The sequence below is a fragment of the Paenibacillus etheri genome, from assembly GCF_001012825.1.
Lineage (GTDB): Bacteria > Bacillota > Bacilli > Paenibacillales > Paenibacillaceae > Paenibacillus_AQ > Paenibacillus_AQ etheri.
Genome location: NZ_LCZJ02000018.1, coordinates 325,003 through 338,469 on the forward strand (window position 1 = coordinate 325,003; position 13,467 = coordinate 338,469).

Sequence of the window (13,467 nt, forward strand, 5' to 3'; positions counted from 1 at the left end):
TTTATAAATTTTTGCGACAGACAAGGTACAATACAAAAGTATAGATACCTGAAAGGATGGAGACTTTTTTATGAATTTCAAAAAAATAGGTGTCATCGGCGGTGGCACAATGGGACAAGGTATTGCTGAAATGTTAGCAGCCAAAGGCCTGGATGTATTACTGGTGGAGAAAACCGCAGAGAAACTGGACTACTCTTACGAAATGATCGAGACAAGTCTAGATAAGCAACTGGAGAAATGGGCGATCACTCAAGCAGAGAAGAAGCTGATTCTTAGCCGCATTCAAAAAGTGACACATTTCGCGGAGCTCAGTTCTTGTGACATGGTTATCGAAACAATCGTTGAGGATTTGGAAGAAAAGAAAAAAATATTAAATCAACTGGATCAAGTATGTCCAAACCACATTATTCTTGCCAGTAATACGTCAACACTTAGCTTGACTGAACTTGCAAGTTCTACAATATATCCGGAACGCGTTATCGGCATGCATTTCATATATCCTGTAGCTAAAGTAGATCTTGTTGAAATTGTACGTGGTCTGAAAACTTCAGATGCTACTTTTGAAGATACAAAATCCTTTGTTGATGAGATTGTTGAGAAAAAAGGTGTAATGATTTATGAATCCCCAGGATTTGTAACATCACGCCTCATTTGCTTGTTTATCAATGAAGCTATGCATGTGCTGCAAGAGGGCGTTGCCTCCGCACAGGATATTGACGATGCTATGCGTATTGGTTATCAATTCCAATATGGACCGCTTGAAATGGCTGACAGATTTGGCCTGGATTCGGTACTAGCCGCACTCGAAAATATGTTCCGTGAATACGGAGAACTGAAATACCGTCCTTCTACAATTCTTAAGAAGATGGTACGTGCAGGACAACTGGGCATGAAATCAGGAGAAGGCTTCTTCAAGTACGACAAGGATGGTGACCGTGTATGAATATTTTAGTTATTAACTCAGGTAGTTCTTCTTTGAAATATCAGCTGTATAACATGACAGATGAATCGGTTTTGGCTAAAGGTTTGGTTGAACGTATTGGAATGGATTCCTCCATTCTGAATCATAAACCGACTGGCAAAGCGGAAGTGACAGAAGTAAGCGAAATTCTGGAACATAATACTGCGATCCGCAAAGTCCTTGCTTGTCTTACAGACAAAGAGCATGGTGTAATTGAATCTATTAAAGAAATTGATGCTGTAGGTCACCGCGTAGTACATGGTGGTGAGTTCTTCAAAGCCTCTGCACTTGTGGATGCTGACGCAAAGACGAAAATTCGTCAATTGTTTGACCTTGCACCACTGCATAACCCAGCAGCAATGATGGGGATTACGGCTTCTGAAGTAAACATGCCGGGTGTACCGCAGGTTGTTGTATTCGATACTGCATTCCACCAAACCATGCCTGAAAAAGCTTATATGTACGCTATTCCTAGAGTACTGTACAATAAATATAAAGTTCGTCGTTATGGCGCACACGGTACATCACATGACTTCGTAAGCAAGGCTGCTGCGGAGTACTTGGAGCGTCCGCTGGAAGATCTGAAGATCATTACTTGTCATATCGGTAACGGCGGTAGTGTAACTGCAGTTCAAGGTGGAGTGTCCGTGGATACTTCCATGGGTATGACCCCTCTGGAAGGTTTGATGATGGGTACTCGTAGTGGTGACCTTGACCCAGCAATTGTCCCTTACGTGATGAACAAGGAAGAATTGTCCGTAGGCGAAGTTAACTCCATGTTGAATAAACATAGTGGTCTCTTAGCAATTTCGGGCGTAAGCAGTGACATGCGTGATATTATTGAGGGTATGGAAAAAGGTGAGCCTAATTCCACGCTGGCTTTTGAAATGTATGAGTACCGTTTGCGCAAGTATATCGGTTCATATACGGCTGCCATGAACGGTGTAGATGCGATCGTATTTACTGCCGGTGTTGGTGAAAATGCTTCATTGCTTCGTGAGAAACTGCTAAATAACCTTACTTTCTTGGGTATTGAGTTGGATGCTGAGGCTAACAAAGTTCGTTCCGGCGATCCACGTCGTATCTCTACGGTAGATTCCAAGGTACAAGTGCTAGTAGTTCCGACAAACGAAGAACTTGTCATTGCACGTGATACACACCGTATTGTGCAAGGAATTAACGGCTAAATTAGAGGAGAGATTGAAGGCATGGCTAACAAGAGTGTAATTAAGAACGTGAATGAACATGTTGGAGAGAGTGTTGTTATCGGTTGTTGGGTAAACAACAAGCGCTCCAGTGGTAAAATTCAGTTCCTGCAGCTTCGCGATGGTACAGGTTATATTCAGGGAGTTGTAGTGAAATCAGAAGTGCCTGAAGAGGTATGGGATGCAGCTAAGAGCCTCACACAGGAAAGCTCTTTGTATGTGACCGGAATTATTCGCGAGGAACCTCGCAGTCAATCTGGTTTTGAAATGACTGTAACTGGAATTGAAGTCCTGCATCTTACAGAGAATTATCCGATTACTCCGAAAGAGCATGGCGTAGATTTCTTGATGGATCACCGTCACCTCTGGCTGCGCGCCTCGAAGCAACGGGCTGTTCTGGTAATTCGTGCGGAGATTATTCGTGCAATCCAACAGTTCTTCAACGAGAGTGGATTTACAAAGGTGGATCCTCCGATTCTGACGCCAACGTCAGCAGAAGGAACTACTAACTTGTTCCACACGAAGTACTTCGATGAGGATGCCTATCTAACACAAAGCGGACAGTTGTATATGGAAGCAGCGGCAATGGCACTAGGCCGTGTATATTCCTTTGGACCAACCTTCCGTGCAGAGAAATCTAAGACTCGTCGCCACTTAATTGAGTTCTGGATGATTGAGCCAGAGATGGCCTTTACAGATCACGAAGAAAGCTTGAAGGTTCAAGAAGAGTTTATTAGCTTCGTAGTGCAATCCGTGTTGAAGAATTGCCGTGCGGAATTAGAAGCGGTGGGTCGCGATATTTCCAAGCTGGAGAATATCAAAGCTCCATTCCCACGCATTTCTTATGACGATGCGATTAAGTTCTTGAATGATAAAGGCTTTGAAGATATTGCTTGGGGTGATGATTTCGGTGCACCTCATGAAACGGCAATCGCAGAAGCATACGATAAACCTGTATTTATTACTCATTACCCTGCTTCTTTCAAAGCGTTCTACATGAAGCCAGATCCAAATCGTCCGGAAGTTGTTCTATGTGCGGATATGATCGCTCCAGAAGGCTACGGAGAGATTATTGGTGGTTCACAGCGGATCGATGATCCTGCACTGCTTGAAGAGCGTTACAAAGAGCACAATCTTTCGATGGACTCTTACAAATGGTACATGGATCTGCGTACTTACGGATCTGTACCTCACTCTGGTTTTGGACTTGGACTTGAGCGTACTGTAGCTTGGATCTGTGGCCTTGACCATGTACGTGAGACTATTCCATTCCCACGTACACTGTACCGTCTCTACCCATAAGTTCTTATATTTGAAGGGGGACGTTCATGGACGGCAAAGGATGGAGTACCTGGGGCGAAGGCGTCTCCTTCGGTCTGGAGAACGGAATGGCCGTCATACCTTACGCATTACTGAAGTATTACCGGAAGCTGAATTTAAGCGGAAGTGAAGCTATGCTGCTAATACATCTGCTTTCTTTCAGGCAGGTGGAAGGGATTGACTTCCCTTCTCTCGAGGAGCTTCAGGTTGTAACAGGCCGTAGCATATCTGTTCTAGCAGGAGAATTGCAGAAGCTTATGAAGGAAGGTTTTATTAGCATCGATGGAGACAACGATGAGCTAAGAGACATCCATTATGAACGCTACAACTTCTCAGGGTTATACGGAAAACTTGGTGCTTATCTAGCGACAGTTGTACAAGAGCATGAGCAAGATAAGCACGTAGGTGGCTATGCAACGTCGGCACCGCGGGCTGCTTCAGGGGGTGGATTCGGCGGAAAGCCCCCCTCATCTCCTTCTCAACTTGGGGCTGAAGAGGAAAGCCGAAATCTGTTCAGTATTTTCGAAAAGGAATTCGGACGTCCGCTATCTCCAATGGAGTGTGAGACGATATCTAGTTGGGTGGATCAAGACCGGTATCCCGAGGAGCTGATTCTGTTAGCGCTGAAGGAATCTGTATTTGCAGGAAAGGTTCATTTCCGTTATATTGATCGAATATTGCTGGAATGGGCCCGTAACCGGGTTAAGAACGCTCAGGATGTTAAGAACTACACACAAAAATTCCGCAATGGTGGAAGATAGATTGTTCAGGAGAGAACCGCATTGCTTTAGCCCATCGCTAAAGTCAATGCGGTTCTTTTTAATATTTTTATAAAAAAGTGCAGGGGTAGTTGTAATCGGAGGCGTCTATTGCTGTGGGAAGGAGGGGAGAGTCATTGAAGAAGAGGTATTAATCCAGCAGATTTGCCAGGGAGACGAAGATGCGTTCCGCCAATTTGTAAATACATACAGTCAGCAAATTTATAAAATTACTTATTCTGTATTACGCGATGTCAAGATGGCTGAAGATGCTGCTCAGGAAGCTTTTTTACAAATGTACAAATCTCTCCCTGACTACCGTTATCAAGGCTTGAAATCATGGATTACACGGATCGCCTTAAATAAGGCAATCGATGCTAAGCGTAAACGTGATCGACTTAGAGAACTACCTGTTGACTATGAGCTTGTGCTGAGCCAGACCGCTTCCAACGAAGAGGATGTGTTGTCAGGTGTTGTACGCCGTGATCGGATGGATCGGCTGCTCGGTGAAATTAATAACCTGCCTGAAACTCATCGTGAAATTATGATGGCTTATTATCTGGAACATAAAAAATATGATCAGATTGCTGCAGAGCAGGGGGTTTCCCTGAAGACGGTGGAGTCCAGATTATATAGGGCGAGACAATGGATTCGAAATCATTGGAAGGAGGACGAATGGCTATGATGAAGCGTGGAGACGATCCAATCCAACGTGAACAAGCAAAAGCTTATATTGAAGGCCACATAGACGAGGCGATCAGAGAAGATTGGGAACGATTGCTGATGGAAGATGAAGAAACGTTTACTTCTTACATGGAAATGCTGGATGAGCTACAGGAGGATCTGCCTTCATTGGAGAATTCGTCTGTTTTTACAGAGAGAGTTATGGCGGATTGGGCTAAAATGACGGAATCTTCAGCAGCATTGGAACATGTGACGGTTGAAGAAGGGGGACGGCGATATCGCTGGTATGAAAAGACGATTTTTCATTATGCGGTTGCCGCGTCACTTACGCTGTTGATAATGTCTTCTGGTATGTTTGATAAGCTTCACACAGGTCAAATGGAGCTTATGATCCCTAAAAAAGATAATTCCCCATCATTTAGCGAGCAAGTCATACAGGCTACTAGCGGATGGTTGGATCAGCTAATGGGCAGCAGATAGTGATGAGAGGAGAAATGAAACATGCAACAGCAGCGTAGTAAATTAAAGGCTTTTTTTCTTAATTTGATTCCTGGAGCAGGTCATTATTATATCGGAAAACGTCCACAAGGAATTGTTTATCTTCTGTTAAGCTTTGGCTTCTTGTTTATGTCATTCTTATTAGCTGTGGCTGAAGGTGCTGAGGAAATTCTATTAATGGGTGTGATGGGGTTCCTGCTCATCGGGATGGTTTCGATGGTGCATCTGGTGGTTAAAATGCTGCAGATGCCTACTCCGGCAATGGCTCCAGATGGATCAAAGTTTGAGTTTTCTTCAATGCCCGTTAAGACTGAGGATAATGAGCGTGTACATGTAATCTTATTATCGTTCATCCCTGGTTTGGGTCATTTTCATATGGGGCTGATGCAGCGAGGGTTGTCCTTCCTCATTTCTTTCTTCGGTTTCATGACCGTGATGTTATTCCTGGCAGGGATTACGTCAAGTGACGCTTTCCTTCTCCTATTTGGTGTATTACCAGTGATTTGGTTATATTGTATGTTTGATGCGGTTCAGTTAATCCATCGCAAGCAAGCTGGAGAAGAGCTGGTAGATCGCACTTTGTTCGAAGAGATGGAGGCTGGTCGTGAGGAGGGGCGCCGCAGCAAAGTTTTGGCAACACTGCTATCTGCTTTTCCGGGGGCCGGACAAATGTATCTGGGGCTGCAAAAAAGAGGACTACAGCTCATGCTGCTGTTCCTTGGAAGCATTTATGTCATGGACTTACTGCGATTAACGTTACTCTTCTTCCTGATCCCAGTCATTTGGTTTTACAGTTTGTTCGATGGTTTACAGCTTGTCAGCCGACATGGACGTGAACCCTTGCAGGATAAGCCAGTCATAGAAGGATTCTTAAATCATCAAGGGTGGCTTGGAGCTGCACTGATGTGTTTAGGACTGTATTACATTGTAGTTAATGTCGCAGTTCCCGCGCTTGATATCAGATTTCCTGAATGGCGCTTGGAGTATAGGGTCAATGAATATTTCAGGACCATTATCGTATCTGTGCTATTGATTGGCGGTGGTCTGAAGCTGATGGCGGGAAGCAAGAACAATAAAGGGAGAAAAGGGACAGGTGGTCATTCTTGAATAATCCGACAGAATTACAGCAAGGCGTTATTGTTCCGAGTGAGCATCCAGTCACTGAAGATAAATCAAGACGGTGGCGTGTAGGAACGTTGTCCATGGGATTGAGCCTTTTATTTTTGGGAGCACTAATTATGGTCTCGCAGTGGAGGGGCGCAGAAGTGTTTGAGACGACGCTTGCTTGGTGGCCGATCATTTTTATATTATTAGGCTTAGAAATTGTGATATACACTTTATGGTTTCGTGGAAAAGGAAAAATGTATTATGACGTGCTAAGCGTTCTGTTCGTTGGGTTTATAGCTGTATGTTGTTTGGTTTTTGCGGGATTTAGTTCTTTAGGATTAACACAGGAATTTCGCCGTACCGTTTCAGCTGTGGAAGAAAGTTATGCATTGCCAGATTGGAAGGGAGCCGTTCCAGAAGGCGTTAGTACCATCATTATCCAAGCTTCTGAGCCATATGGAATTAAAGTGGATCAAACGGGTGGAAACGAGCTGAATGTATTTGGAAGTTATTCTTCAAATAAAGGGAAGCTACAAGAAGCACAAGAGCAACAGTTGCTTCAAACTAAGCATGTCGGGAATACGCTATATATCATTTTAGGTGAAACGCCTAGAGATCTGCTATTCGATAATTCTAGGAACACGCTGGACGTGACTGTTGGGGCTCCGGCTAATGTTAAAGTGATTGTTCGAGATACTTATGGAAATGTTGTAACGGGCTAATCATAGTCTTAACTTGAAAAAAAGATCGCTCCCAGACCTATGTGGTATGGGAAGCGATCTTTTTAGTTTTACGAATGTAGCTCTTTCTCAAGCGCAGCACCCATTTCACGGGAACGTTCAGCACATCGGTTTACTGCCGCAATAACAGTTTCAAAGAATTCTCCTTGCTCGAGCACTTCTATTGCTGCTTGTGTAGAGCCATTCGGGGATGTCACCTTCTTACGAAGTGCAGCTGGCTCCTCACCCGTTTGTTGTACCATTCTGGCAGCGCCTAGAACCGTTTGAACGGTTAACTGCGTGCTTTGATCAAGCGGCAGCCCGCCCCGTATACCAGCAGCGATCATTGCCTCCATCATGTAATAAATATAGGCAGGTCCACTGCCGGAAATACCTGTCAAGGTTTCCATGCGTTCTTCATCAATGACTGTCGTAAGTCCGACAGCTTCAAAGATGTTGAGTGCAAGGCGTCGGCCTTTCTCATCAACTTCTTTGGAGAAGGCAATGCCGGTGGCACCAAGACCAATGGAACTAGAAGTATTCGGCATGGTACGAACGATAGGTTGCTCTTTGCCAAGCAGACCTTGCATCGTTCGAATTGACAATCCAGCAATTACAGAGACTATGATCTGATCTGGAGAAAGAAGTGGGCCGAGTCCCCGAAGCGCTTCTGCAGCGTCTTTTGGTTTCATAGCTAACACAATTACTGGTGAGTTCCGTAGGTAATCTGTTTTTTGTTCAGGATCATTTGTACCCATTACGCCGTATCGGCTTCTTAGTTCTGCCAGACGTTCATTACTGCTACGGTTAAGCATAATAACATTATCGGATTTCACGATACTACGGCTAATCATCCCGCGAACGATGGCTTCTGCCATAGAGCCTGCGCCATAAAATACAATATTATGATTCATAAGTGGTATGGAAGGTTGCTGACACATGGCTAAAATCCTCCTAAAAGTAGTGTGATTAAAAACAGATGTATGGACACTAACCCCGAATTTGACCTGTTCCGTAAATCTTATATTTGGTTGAAGTAAGAGCAGGCAGACCCATCGGTCCACGGGCATGGAGTTTCTGTGTACTAATGCCGATTTCTGCACCAAATCCAAATTCAAAGCCATCAGTGAAGCGGGTTGAGGCATTGTGGTAAACGGCTGCGGCATCAACCTCCTGTAAGAAGCGTGAAGCGTTCTCCGGATTTTCTGTTACGATACATTCCGAGTGCTTCGTGCCATACTGGGCGATATGCTGCATAGCTTCGTCTAAAGCGCTGACGATTTTGATATTCAAGATATAATCGTTATATTCTGTAGCATAGTCCTCTAATGCTGCAGGTAATGCCCAAGGGACAAGAGATGTTGTTTCTTGGCAGCCATGTAATTCAACGTTAACATCACGGAAAGCTTCGGCCAAAGAAAGCAGATACTCGTTTGCGTAATCCCGATGAACGAGCAGCGTCTCCATGGCATTGCAGACTGAAGGGCGCTGTGCTTTGGCATTTAAACTAATGTTCTGAGCCATTTCTGGCAAGGCGCTTGCGTCGAGATAAGTATGGCAGATGCCTGCACCTGTTTCAATGACGGGCACGGTTGCGTTAAGCACAACATTTTGAATGAGAGAACTACCTCCACGAGGGATAATTACATCAAGTAGTCCGTTGAGCTTGAGCATTTCATCAACGGAGGTACGGTTGGGATCTTCGATCAGCTGTAGCGCATTTTTAGGCATTGAAGTTCCTCCTAGAGCATTGTGAAGAACCTCGACAATTTTTCGGTTAGAGGACAGAGCGGAGGAGCCACCGCGCAGCAGGGCAGCGTTGCCAGTCTTAAGACACAGGCCAGCGGCATCAACAGTTACGTTTGGACGTGCTTCGTAGATGATACCGATGACACCGAGTGGAACACGGAGTTTCTGAATGTTGAGACCATTTGGACGTTCAATGGTTTCTAGCGTGTCACCAATCGGATCAGGCAATCCAGCGATTTGTTGAAGTCCTTCAGCGATACTATTAATTCGGCCTACATCTAACGCTAGTCGATCGAGCATGGACTCAGGAGTACCGCTTAGGCGTCCGCGTTCCAAATCTTCCAGGTTGGCGGCAATGATGGCTGGAGCTTCACGGCGCAGCGCATCAGCCATAACTAAGAGTGCTTCATTTTTTTGGCCAGTAGTTAGACTAGCTAATACTCCAGTGGTTTCCTTGGCTAATTTTGCTTTATTTACAACTTCACTCATGACAATTCCTCCTTAAATTTATATGGACAAAATTTCTTACCTCAATGTAATCCATTCGTCACGGTGAATGACCTCCAGCCGGTGTACTTCACCCAGCTTCGGTACAATCTGATGGCTTGGTAACCCTTGAATACTGCGCAGCTGAGCGTCATCGTAATTCACAATCCCGCGTCCCAGCAACTTGGAGTCAGGGCCAAGGACTTCTACAACATCACCAGCGTGGAAGTTACCCTCGATCTGCTTGACGCCGACAGGCAGCAGACTATGACCGCCATGAAGTAGCGCCTCAACGGCGCCTTCATCAACATATAAGGAGCCGAGTGGGGTGGACATGAACCCAAGCCATTGCTTTTTAACGGGTAAAGAAGATAACTTGGTTGCAAAATAAGTACCTCGGCCCGAGCCTGACGCTGCGAGTTGTAAATCCCCGGGCTCGGTAGCTCTCCCGACAAAGACGGGCACACCGCCTCTTGTAGCGATCTTGGCAGCATCGATTTTTGAACGCATGCCACCTGTCCCTACACTAGAGCCGGCTCCACCAGCAATAGCATAAATCTCCGGCGTAATATCATCAACGAACTGATAGCGAATAGCGTCGGGATGTTTCCGAGGATCTCCACTATATAAGCCATCCATGTCGGTTAAGACGAGCAATCTGGTGGCTTTTAGCAGGTTAGCTACGAGCGCGGACAAAGTATCGTTATCACCGAATTTTAACTCATCAACGGAGACGGTATCATTCTCGTTAAATACCGGTACCGCTCCTTGGCGAAGCAGCTCTTCTACCGTCATCATAGCGTTGTTCATAGCTCTGCGACTACAAAAGTCGGTACGGGTTAGTAAGATTTGTGCAGTGGTTATTCCATGCTCGGCAAAAGCTTCCTGATACGCCTGCATGAGCAGTACTTGGCCTACAGCTGCCGCTGCTTGCTTCTCATGTAGCAGCTTCGGACGTGTAGGATAACCGATACTGCGAAAGCCTGCGGCTACAGCACCGGAGGTTACTAATAACACCTCGCAGCCGTTTCTCTTCAATTCGGCAATCTCTGATGCGAAGAAGGAGACGGCTTCGCGATTCAATCCGCCTTCCGTTCCAGTCAGTGAGCTGCTGCCTATTTTGACTACGATTCGTGTCGTCATTTCTGTTCACTTCCTCAGTATTTTTATAGATCCTGAAAACGACAAAAAGCCCCCATCCTTAGACTTAGCAAAGGACGAAAGCTTGTAAACTTCCGCGGTACCACCTTCATTGATGAGGTATCATCCGACTTCATTCTCATAACGGGAGGATCCGTCCTGCTTGACACAGGCCGCTCGGGGGTAGGATTCGGAACGAAAACCGCGGTAAATTCTTTCAGCCTGTCGGAATCTACTCTCTAGGCGCGGTTAGACTCATTCTTACTGGTCCCGTCTGCACGTTTCACTTATTTTCAATAGAATACCATGGAGCTCGTTGCATTGCAAAGGAAAAACGAAGGATATAACTCTTCTTGCAGAAAGCTCTAAATATTATGTTTAACCTCAAAGAGAAGGGGTAAAGTACTTATAATCTGTTACCAGGAGGTGGATTAAATTGACTAAAGACAACAATGCCGAGCAGGGACAGAACCAAGATTCAAACGAAGTTGCAGAGTTTCAAAATAGTGTGACTCGTGAATTTGTGGAAGAGCACACCGGTACTCCAGTTGATAAGGGATTGGTTGATCCAAGTAAAGCACGTGTGTCGGATGATCAGAACCGCCTAATTACACAGCGTAATATGCGTAAATGAAGATGTTTAGAAGAGTTATACTCAAATAAAGTGCCCCAATAACCAAGAAGATGGTTAACTGGGGCACTATATTTGAGTATATTCTATTCTTCAGTTAATTCAGATACGGTTGATTTGAATGTTTCTACAAAAGCCTTTGCGGCTTTGGATAAATAACGTCCACGTCGATAGGCTACGACTAGTGTACGGCTAGGGGCAGGATCAGCGAGAGGTAAGTAAACAGGGACGAATTCACTCCGTGGTGCGCGAGCGATAAAATGAGGCACAAGAGTTACTCCCATGCCAGTAGCCACCAGTGACTGAACCGTTTCCATGTTGTTGCTCTCAAAGACAATTTTTGGCTCGAAGCCAGCGTTTCGACATAGATCCATAGTCATTTTACGGAATCCTTGACCTTCTTTAAGTACGATAAATGGCTCGTCCTTTAGTTCTTCCAAAGAGGTCTTAGTTCCATCTAAGCTACGTTTAGCGAGTGGATGCTCAGGTGGGACTGCAAGATCAATTCTTTCCTCTCCCAGTTCTTCGTAAGCTAGAGCTGGAATTTCGAGCGGTAATGAGAGCAGGCTTAAATCAGTCTGACCACTAGCAGTGAGTTTCTCTAGATTCATGGAGGAGTCTTCGAGCAATGTGATTTCTACTTCGGGATAATTCTGTTTAAAAACCGGAAGCACATGCGGTAGTAAATGTGCACCTGTGATCGGCATACTGCCTACGACGACACGCCCGGTACGTAGCTCGGAAATATCAGACATTTCTTGTCGCAGCAGTTCTACGCCATCAATGATGATTTGCGCTTGTTCTACGAATTTAGATCCGGCATAGGTCAGTTCAACGGAGCTGGTATTTCGCTGGAACAGCATTACACCGAGCTCTTTTTCCAGCTTGGAAAGCTGCTGACTAAGTGATGGTTGGGCAATGTGCAGCTTGTCCGCTGCACGGGAGAAGTTTTTTTCGGCTGCGATTTGCAGTACATATTGTAGTTGTCTCAGTTCCATGCATAAACTCCTTAGGAGATCATTTTTACTTATAAGTATAGCCTATGAGATTGAAGTTTTATATAGGTTCGCATGTGAGTTCGTGCACGAACGTACTGACCGGCAAGTGGGAAGGTGTGGTATACCAGTATTCGCTGGAGTTCTTTATGTTTGCCGGTCTAATTTCGATGCTACCCAATTACGTGCAGCATTGGAACTCTACTATGCATTACGGGCCGGAGCGATGCTTTGAGGGTTGTTGAATATATTTCCCGGGTCATATTTAGCTTTGACTCTCCGTATTCTAGGATAGTTCGCTCCATAATATACCGGTCCGGAATTTTTAATTCCTTGGTCTGGAGCCCAGATTTGCCAAGCTTTGAATACCTTCTCGAACTGATCCCAAGGCCAGGTGATGCGAAATACGGTAGCGGAAGCTGGAGCAGGACGTACTTTGAATTTGTAACTGGTGTAAACTCCGAAATTACCCCCGCCACCTCCGCGGGAAGTCCAGAGGAGATCAGCGTTACTATTCTTACTGGAACGAATAATTCACCCTTTGGCATCAACCATTTCGAGTTCGATTAGATTATCACTAACAAGGCCAACGGTTCGCTGGAGCGGTCCGATACCCCCGCCTAGGGTGATGCCTCCGATTCCAACCGTAGGGCTATCGCCGAATGGAGCCATATATCCTTGCCCAGCAAGCATGTGTGCAATTCTCCCCACTGTCTTCCGGTACCCACAACAACAGTTCCTGATTTTTTATTTAGTTTGATTTTCTTCATTTCACTTACATCGATGACAATTCCTCCGGTGACTTGTGAAAGATTAACCTCCAGAGAATGTCTACCGCTTCTTGCACGGATGGGGACTTTATTCTCATTAGCCCATTTTATGGCGTTCGCAACATCTTGTGTTTTTTGTGCGAAGACAAACACTTTCGGGTATTTGTCGGTATGCGGATCCCAATTCTTACGTGCCGTTTCATACCCTTGATCACCTTTGAAAATAACTCGTTCCAACTCCTTTTAAGCTACTAACACGTAATATAGTATGAAGGGCATTGGTCTATGGAGTGGGCTGACGCGGTGTGAAACTTTCCTAGAGGTCAATTGTAAGAGAGAATGATCATATGCCTTTAAGAACAATAAAGAGGATCCACATAAACAAAACGAGTAGTATAACATACTTTAGTTTATCTTATAGGTTCAACCTATCAGTTCTATAGA

The 13,467-nt window shown here is 45.1% G+C and carries 15 protein-coding genes and 1 pseudogene; 10 read left to right on the forward strand and 6 right to left on the reverse strand.

Annotated elements, in window-relative coordinates; genetic code table 11:
* Positions 1–70 precede the first annotated feature (70 nt).
* The 8 genes from UQ64_RS07000 (at position 71) to UQ64_RS07035 (ending at position 7,255) form a co-directional block, all read left to right on the forward strand.
* Positions 71–943: a 3-hydroxyacyl-CoA dehydrogenase family protein gene (locus UQ64_RS07000; protein WP_060622744.1), complete on the forward strand. Its 873-nt coding sequence runs from the start codon at positions 71–73 to the stop codon at positions 941–943.
* Positions 940–2,148 carry an acetate/propionate family kinase gene (locus UQ64_RS07005; protein ID WP_060622745.1) on the forward strand — a complete coding sequence of 403 codons (1,209 nt, stop codon included), beginning with the start codon at positions 940–942 and terminating at the stop codon, positions 2,146–2,148. The genes UQ64_RS07000 and UQ64_RS07005 overlap by 4 nt, the downstream gene beginning before the upstream one ends.
* 21 nt (positions 2,149–2,169) lie before the next feature.
* Positions 2,170–3,468: an asparagine--tRNA ligase gene (gene asnS, locus UQ64_RS07010; RefSeq protein WP_060622746.1), complete on the forward strand. Its 1,299-nt coding sequence runs from the start codon at positions 2,170–2,172 to the stop codon at positions 3,466–3,468.
* Positions 3,469–3,494: 26 nt separating this feature from the next.
* Entirely contained in the window at positions 3,495–4,247 is a 753-nt protein-coding gene (locus UQ64_RS07015; RefSeq protein WP_060622747.1) for a DnaD domain-containing protein, read from the forward strand.
* Between the two features lie 160 nt (positions 4,248–4,407).
* Complete coding sequence (locus tag UQ64_RS07020) at positions 4,408–4,929, forward strand: RNA polymerase sigma factor (protein WP_245237906.1); 522 nt, start codon at positions 4,408–4,410, stop codon at positions 4,927–4,929.
* Positions 4,926–5,408 (forward strand): hypothetical protein, encoded by a 483-nt coding sequence (locus UQ64_RS07025; protein WP_060622749.1) that lies wholly within the window; start codon positions 4,926–4,928, stop codon positions 5,406–5,408. The genes UQ64_RS07020 and UQ64_RS07025 overlap by 4 nt, the downstream gene beginning before the upstream one ends.
* Before the next feature lie 21 nt (positions 5,409–5,429).
* Positions 5,430–6,533 carry a hypothetical protein gene (locus UQ64_RS07030; protein WP_060622750.1) on the forward strand — a complete coding sequence of 368 codons (1,104 nt, stop codon included), beginning with the start codon at positions 5,430–5,432 and terminating at the stop codon, positions 6,531–6,533.
* Complete coding sequence (locus UQ64_RS07035) at positions 6,530–7,255, forward strand: hypothetical protein (protein WP_060622751.1); 726 nt, start codon at positions 6,530–6,532, stop codon at positions 7,253–7,255. Before UQ64_RS07030 ends, UQ64_RS07035 begins: the two co-directional genes overlap by 4 nt.
* Before the next feature lie 68 nt (positions 7,256–7,323).
* On the opposite strand, the gene proC is transcribed toward UQ64_RS07035, so the two are convergent.
* From proC to proB, 3 genes are read right to left on the reverse strand one after another with little or no spacing between them, the layout of a single operon-like run.
* Positions 7,324–8,193 carry a pyrroline-5-carboxylate reductase gene (gene proC / locus UQ64_RS07040; protein ID WP_060622752.1) on the reverse strand — a complete coding sequence of 290 codons (870 nt, stop codon included), beginning with the start codon at positions 8,191–8,193 and terminating at the stop codon, positions 7,324–7,326.
* A gap of 49 nt (positions 8,194–8,242) precedes the next feature.
* Positions 8,243–9,490: a glutamate-5-semialdehyde dehydrogenase gene (locus UQ64_RS07045; RefSeq protein WP_060622753.1), complete on the reverse strand. Its 1,248-nt coding sequence runs from the start codon at positions 9,488–9,490 to the stop codon at positions 8,243–8,245.
* A 36-nt stretch (positions 9,491–9,526) separates the two neighbouring features.
* Entirely contained in the window at positions 9,527–10,630 is a 1,104-nt protein-coding gene (gene proB / locus UQ64_RS07050; RefSeq protein ID WP_060622754.1) for a glutamate 5-kinase, read from the reverse strand.
* 433 nt (positions 10,631–11,063) lie between these two features.
* Here proB and UQ64_RS07055 point away from each other — a divergent pair, with 433 nt between their 5' ends.
* Entirely contained in the window at positions 11,064–11,261 is a 198-nt protein-coding gene (locus UQ64_RS07055) for a hypothetical protein (protein WP_060622755.1), read from the forward strand.
* Between the two features lie 83 nt (positions 11,262–11,344).
* On the opposite strand, the gene UQ64_RS07060 is transcribed toward UQ64_RS07055, so the two are convergent.
* Positions 11,345–12,256, reverse strand: coding sequence for a LysR family transcriptional regulator (locus tag UQ64_RS07060; protein ID WP_060622756.1), 912 nt, complete (start codon positions 12,254–12,256; stop codon positions 11,345–11,347).
* 201 nt (positions 12,257–12,457) lie between these two features.
* Positions 12,458–12,652, reverse strand: a complete 195-nt coding sequence (locus UQ64_RS32795; protein WP_425339575.1) for a BBE domain-containing protein — start codon at positions 12,650–12,652, stop codon at positions 12,458–12,460.
* On the opposite strand from UQ64_RS32795, the gene UQ64_RS32800 reads away from it, so the two are divergent.
* Positions 12,605–12,823 (forward strand): hypothetical protein, encoded by a 219-nt coding sequence (locus tag UQ64_RS32800; RefSeq protein WP_060622757.1) that lies wholly within the window; start codon positions 12,605–12,607, stop codon positions 12,821–12,823. The genes UQ64_RS32795 and UQ64_RS32800 overlap by 48 nt on opposite strands.
* On the opposite strand, the pseudogene UQ64_RS32805 reads toward UQ64_RS32800, so the two are convergent.
* Positions 12,788–13,176 (reverse strand): annotated as a pseudogene (locus UQ64_RS32805) (FAD-binding oxidoreductase). The gene UQ64_RS32800 and the pseudogene UQ64_RS32805 overlap by 36 nt on opposite strands.
* Positions 13,177–13,467: the final 291 nt, after the last annotated feature.

Coding starts and splice junctions, on each gene's coding strand:
- UQ64_RS07000 (WP_060622744.1), top strand. CDS start 71: ATGAATTTCAAAAAAATAGGTGTCATCGGCGGTGGCACAATGGGACAA.
- UQ64_RS07005 (WP_060622745.1), top strand. CDS start 940: ATGAATATTTTAGTTATTAACTCAGGTAGTTCTTCTTTGAAATATCAG.
- asnS (WP_060622746.1), top strand. CDS start 2,170: ATGGCTAACAAGAGTGTAATTAAGAACGTGAATGAACATGTTGGAGAG.
- UQ64_RS07015 (WP_060622747.1), top strand. CDS start 3,495: ATGGACGGCAAAGGATGGAGTACCTGGGGCGAAGGCGTCTCCTTCGGT.
- UQ64_RS07025 (WP_060622749.1), top strand. CDS start 4,926: ATGATGAAGCGTGGAGACGATCCAATCCAACGTGAACAAGCAAAAGCT.
- UQ64_RS07030 (WP_060622750.1), top strand. CDS start 5,430: ATGCAACAGCAGCGTAGTAAATTAAAGGCTTTTTTTCTTAATTTGATT.
- proC (WP_060622752.1), bottom strand. CDS start 8,193: ATGTGTCAGCAACCTTCCATACCACTTATGAATCATAATATTGTATTT.
- UQ64_RS07045 (WP_060622753.1), bottom strand. CDS start 9,490: ATGAGTGAAGTTGTAAATAAAGCAAAATTAGCCAAGGAAACCACTGGA.
- proB (WP_060622754.1), bottom strand. CDS start 10,630: ATGACGACACGAATCGTAGTCAAAATAGGCAGCAGCTCACTGACTGGA.
- UQ64_RS07060 (WP_060622756.1), bottom strand. CDS start 12,256: ATGGAACTGAGACAACTACAATATGTACTGCAAATCGCAGCCGAAAAA.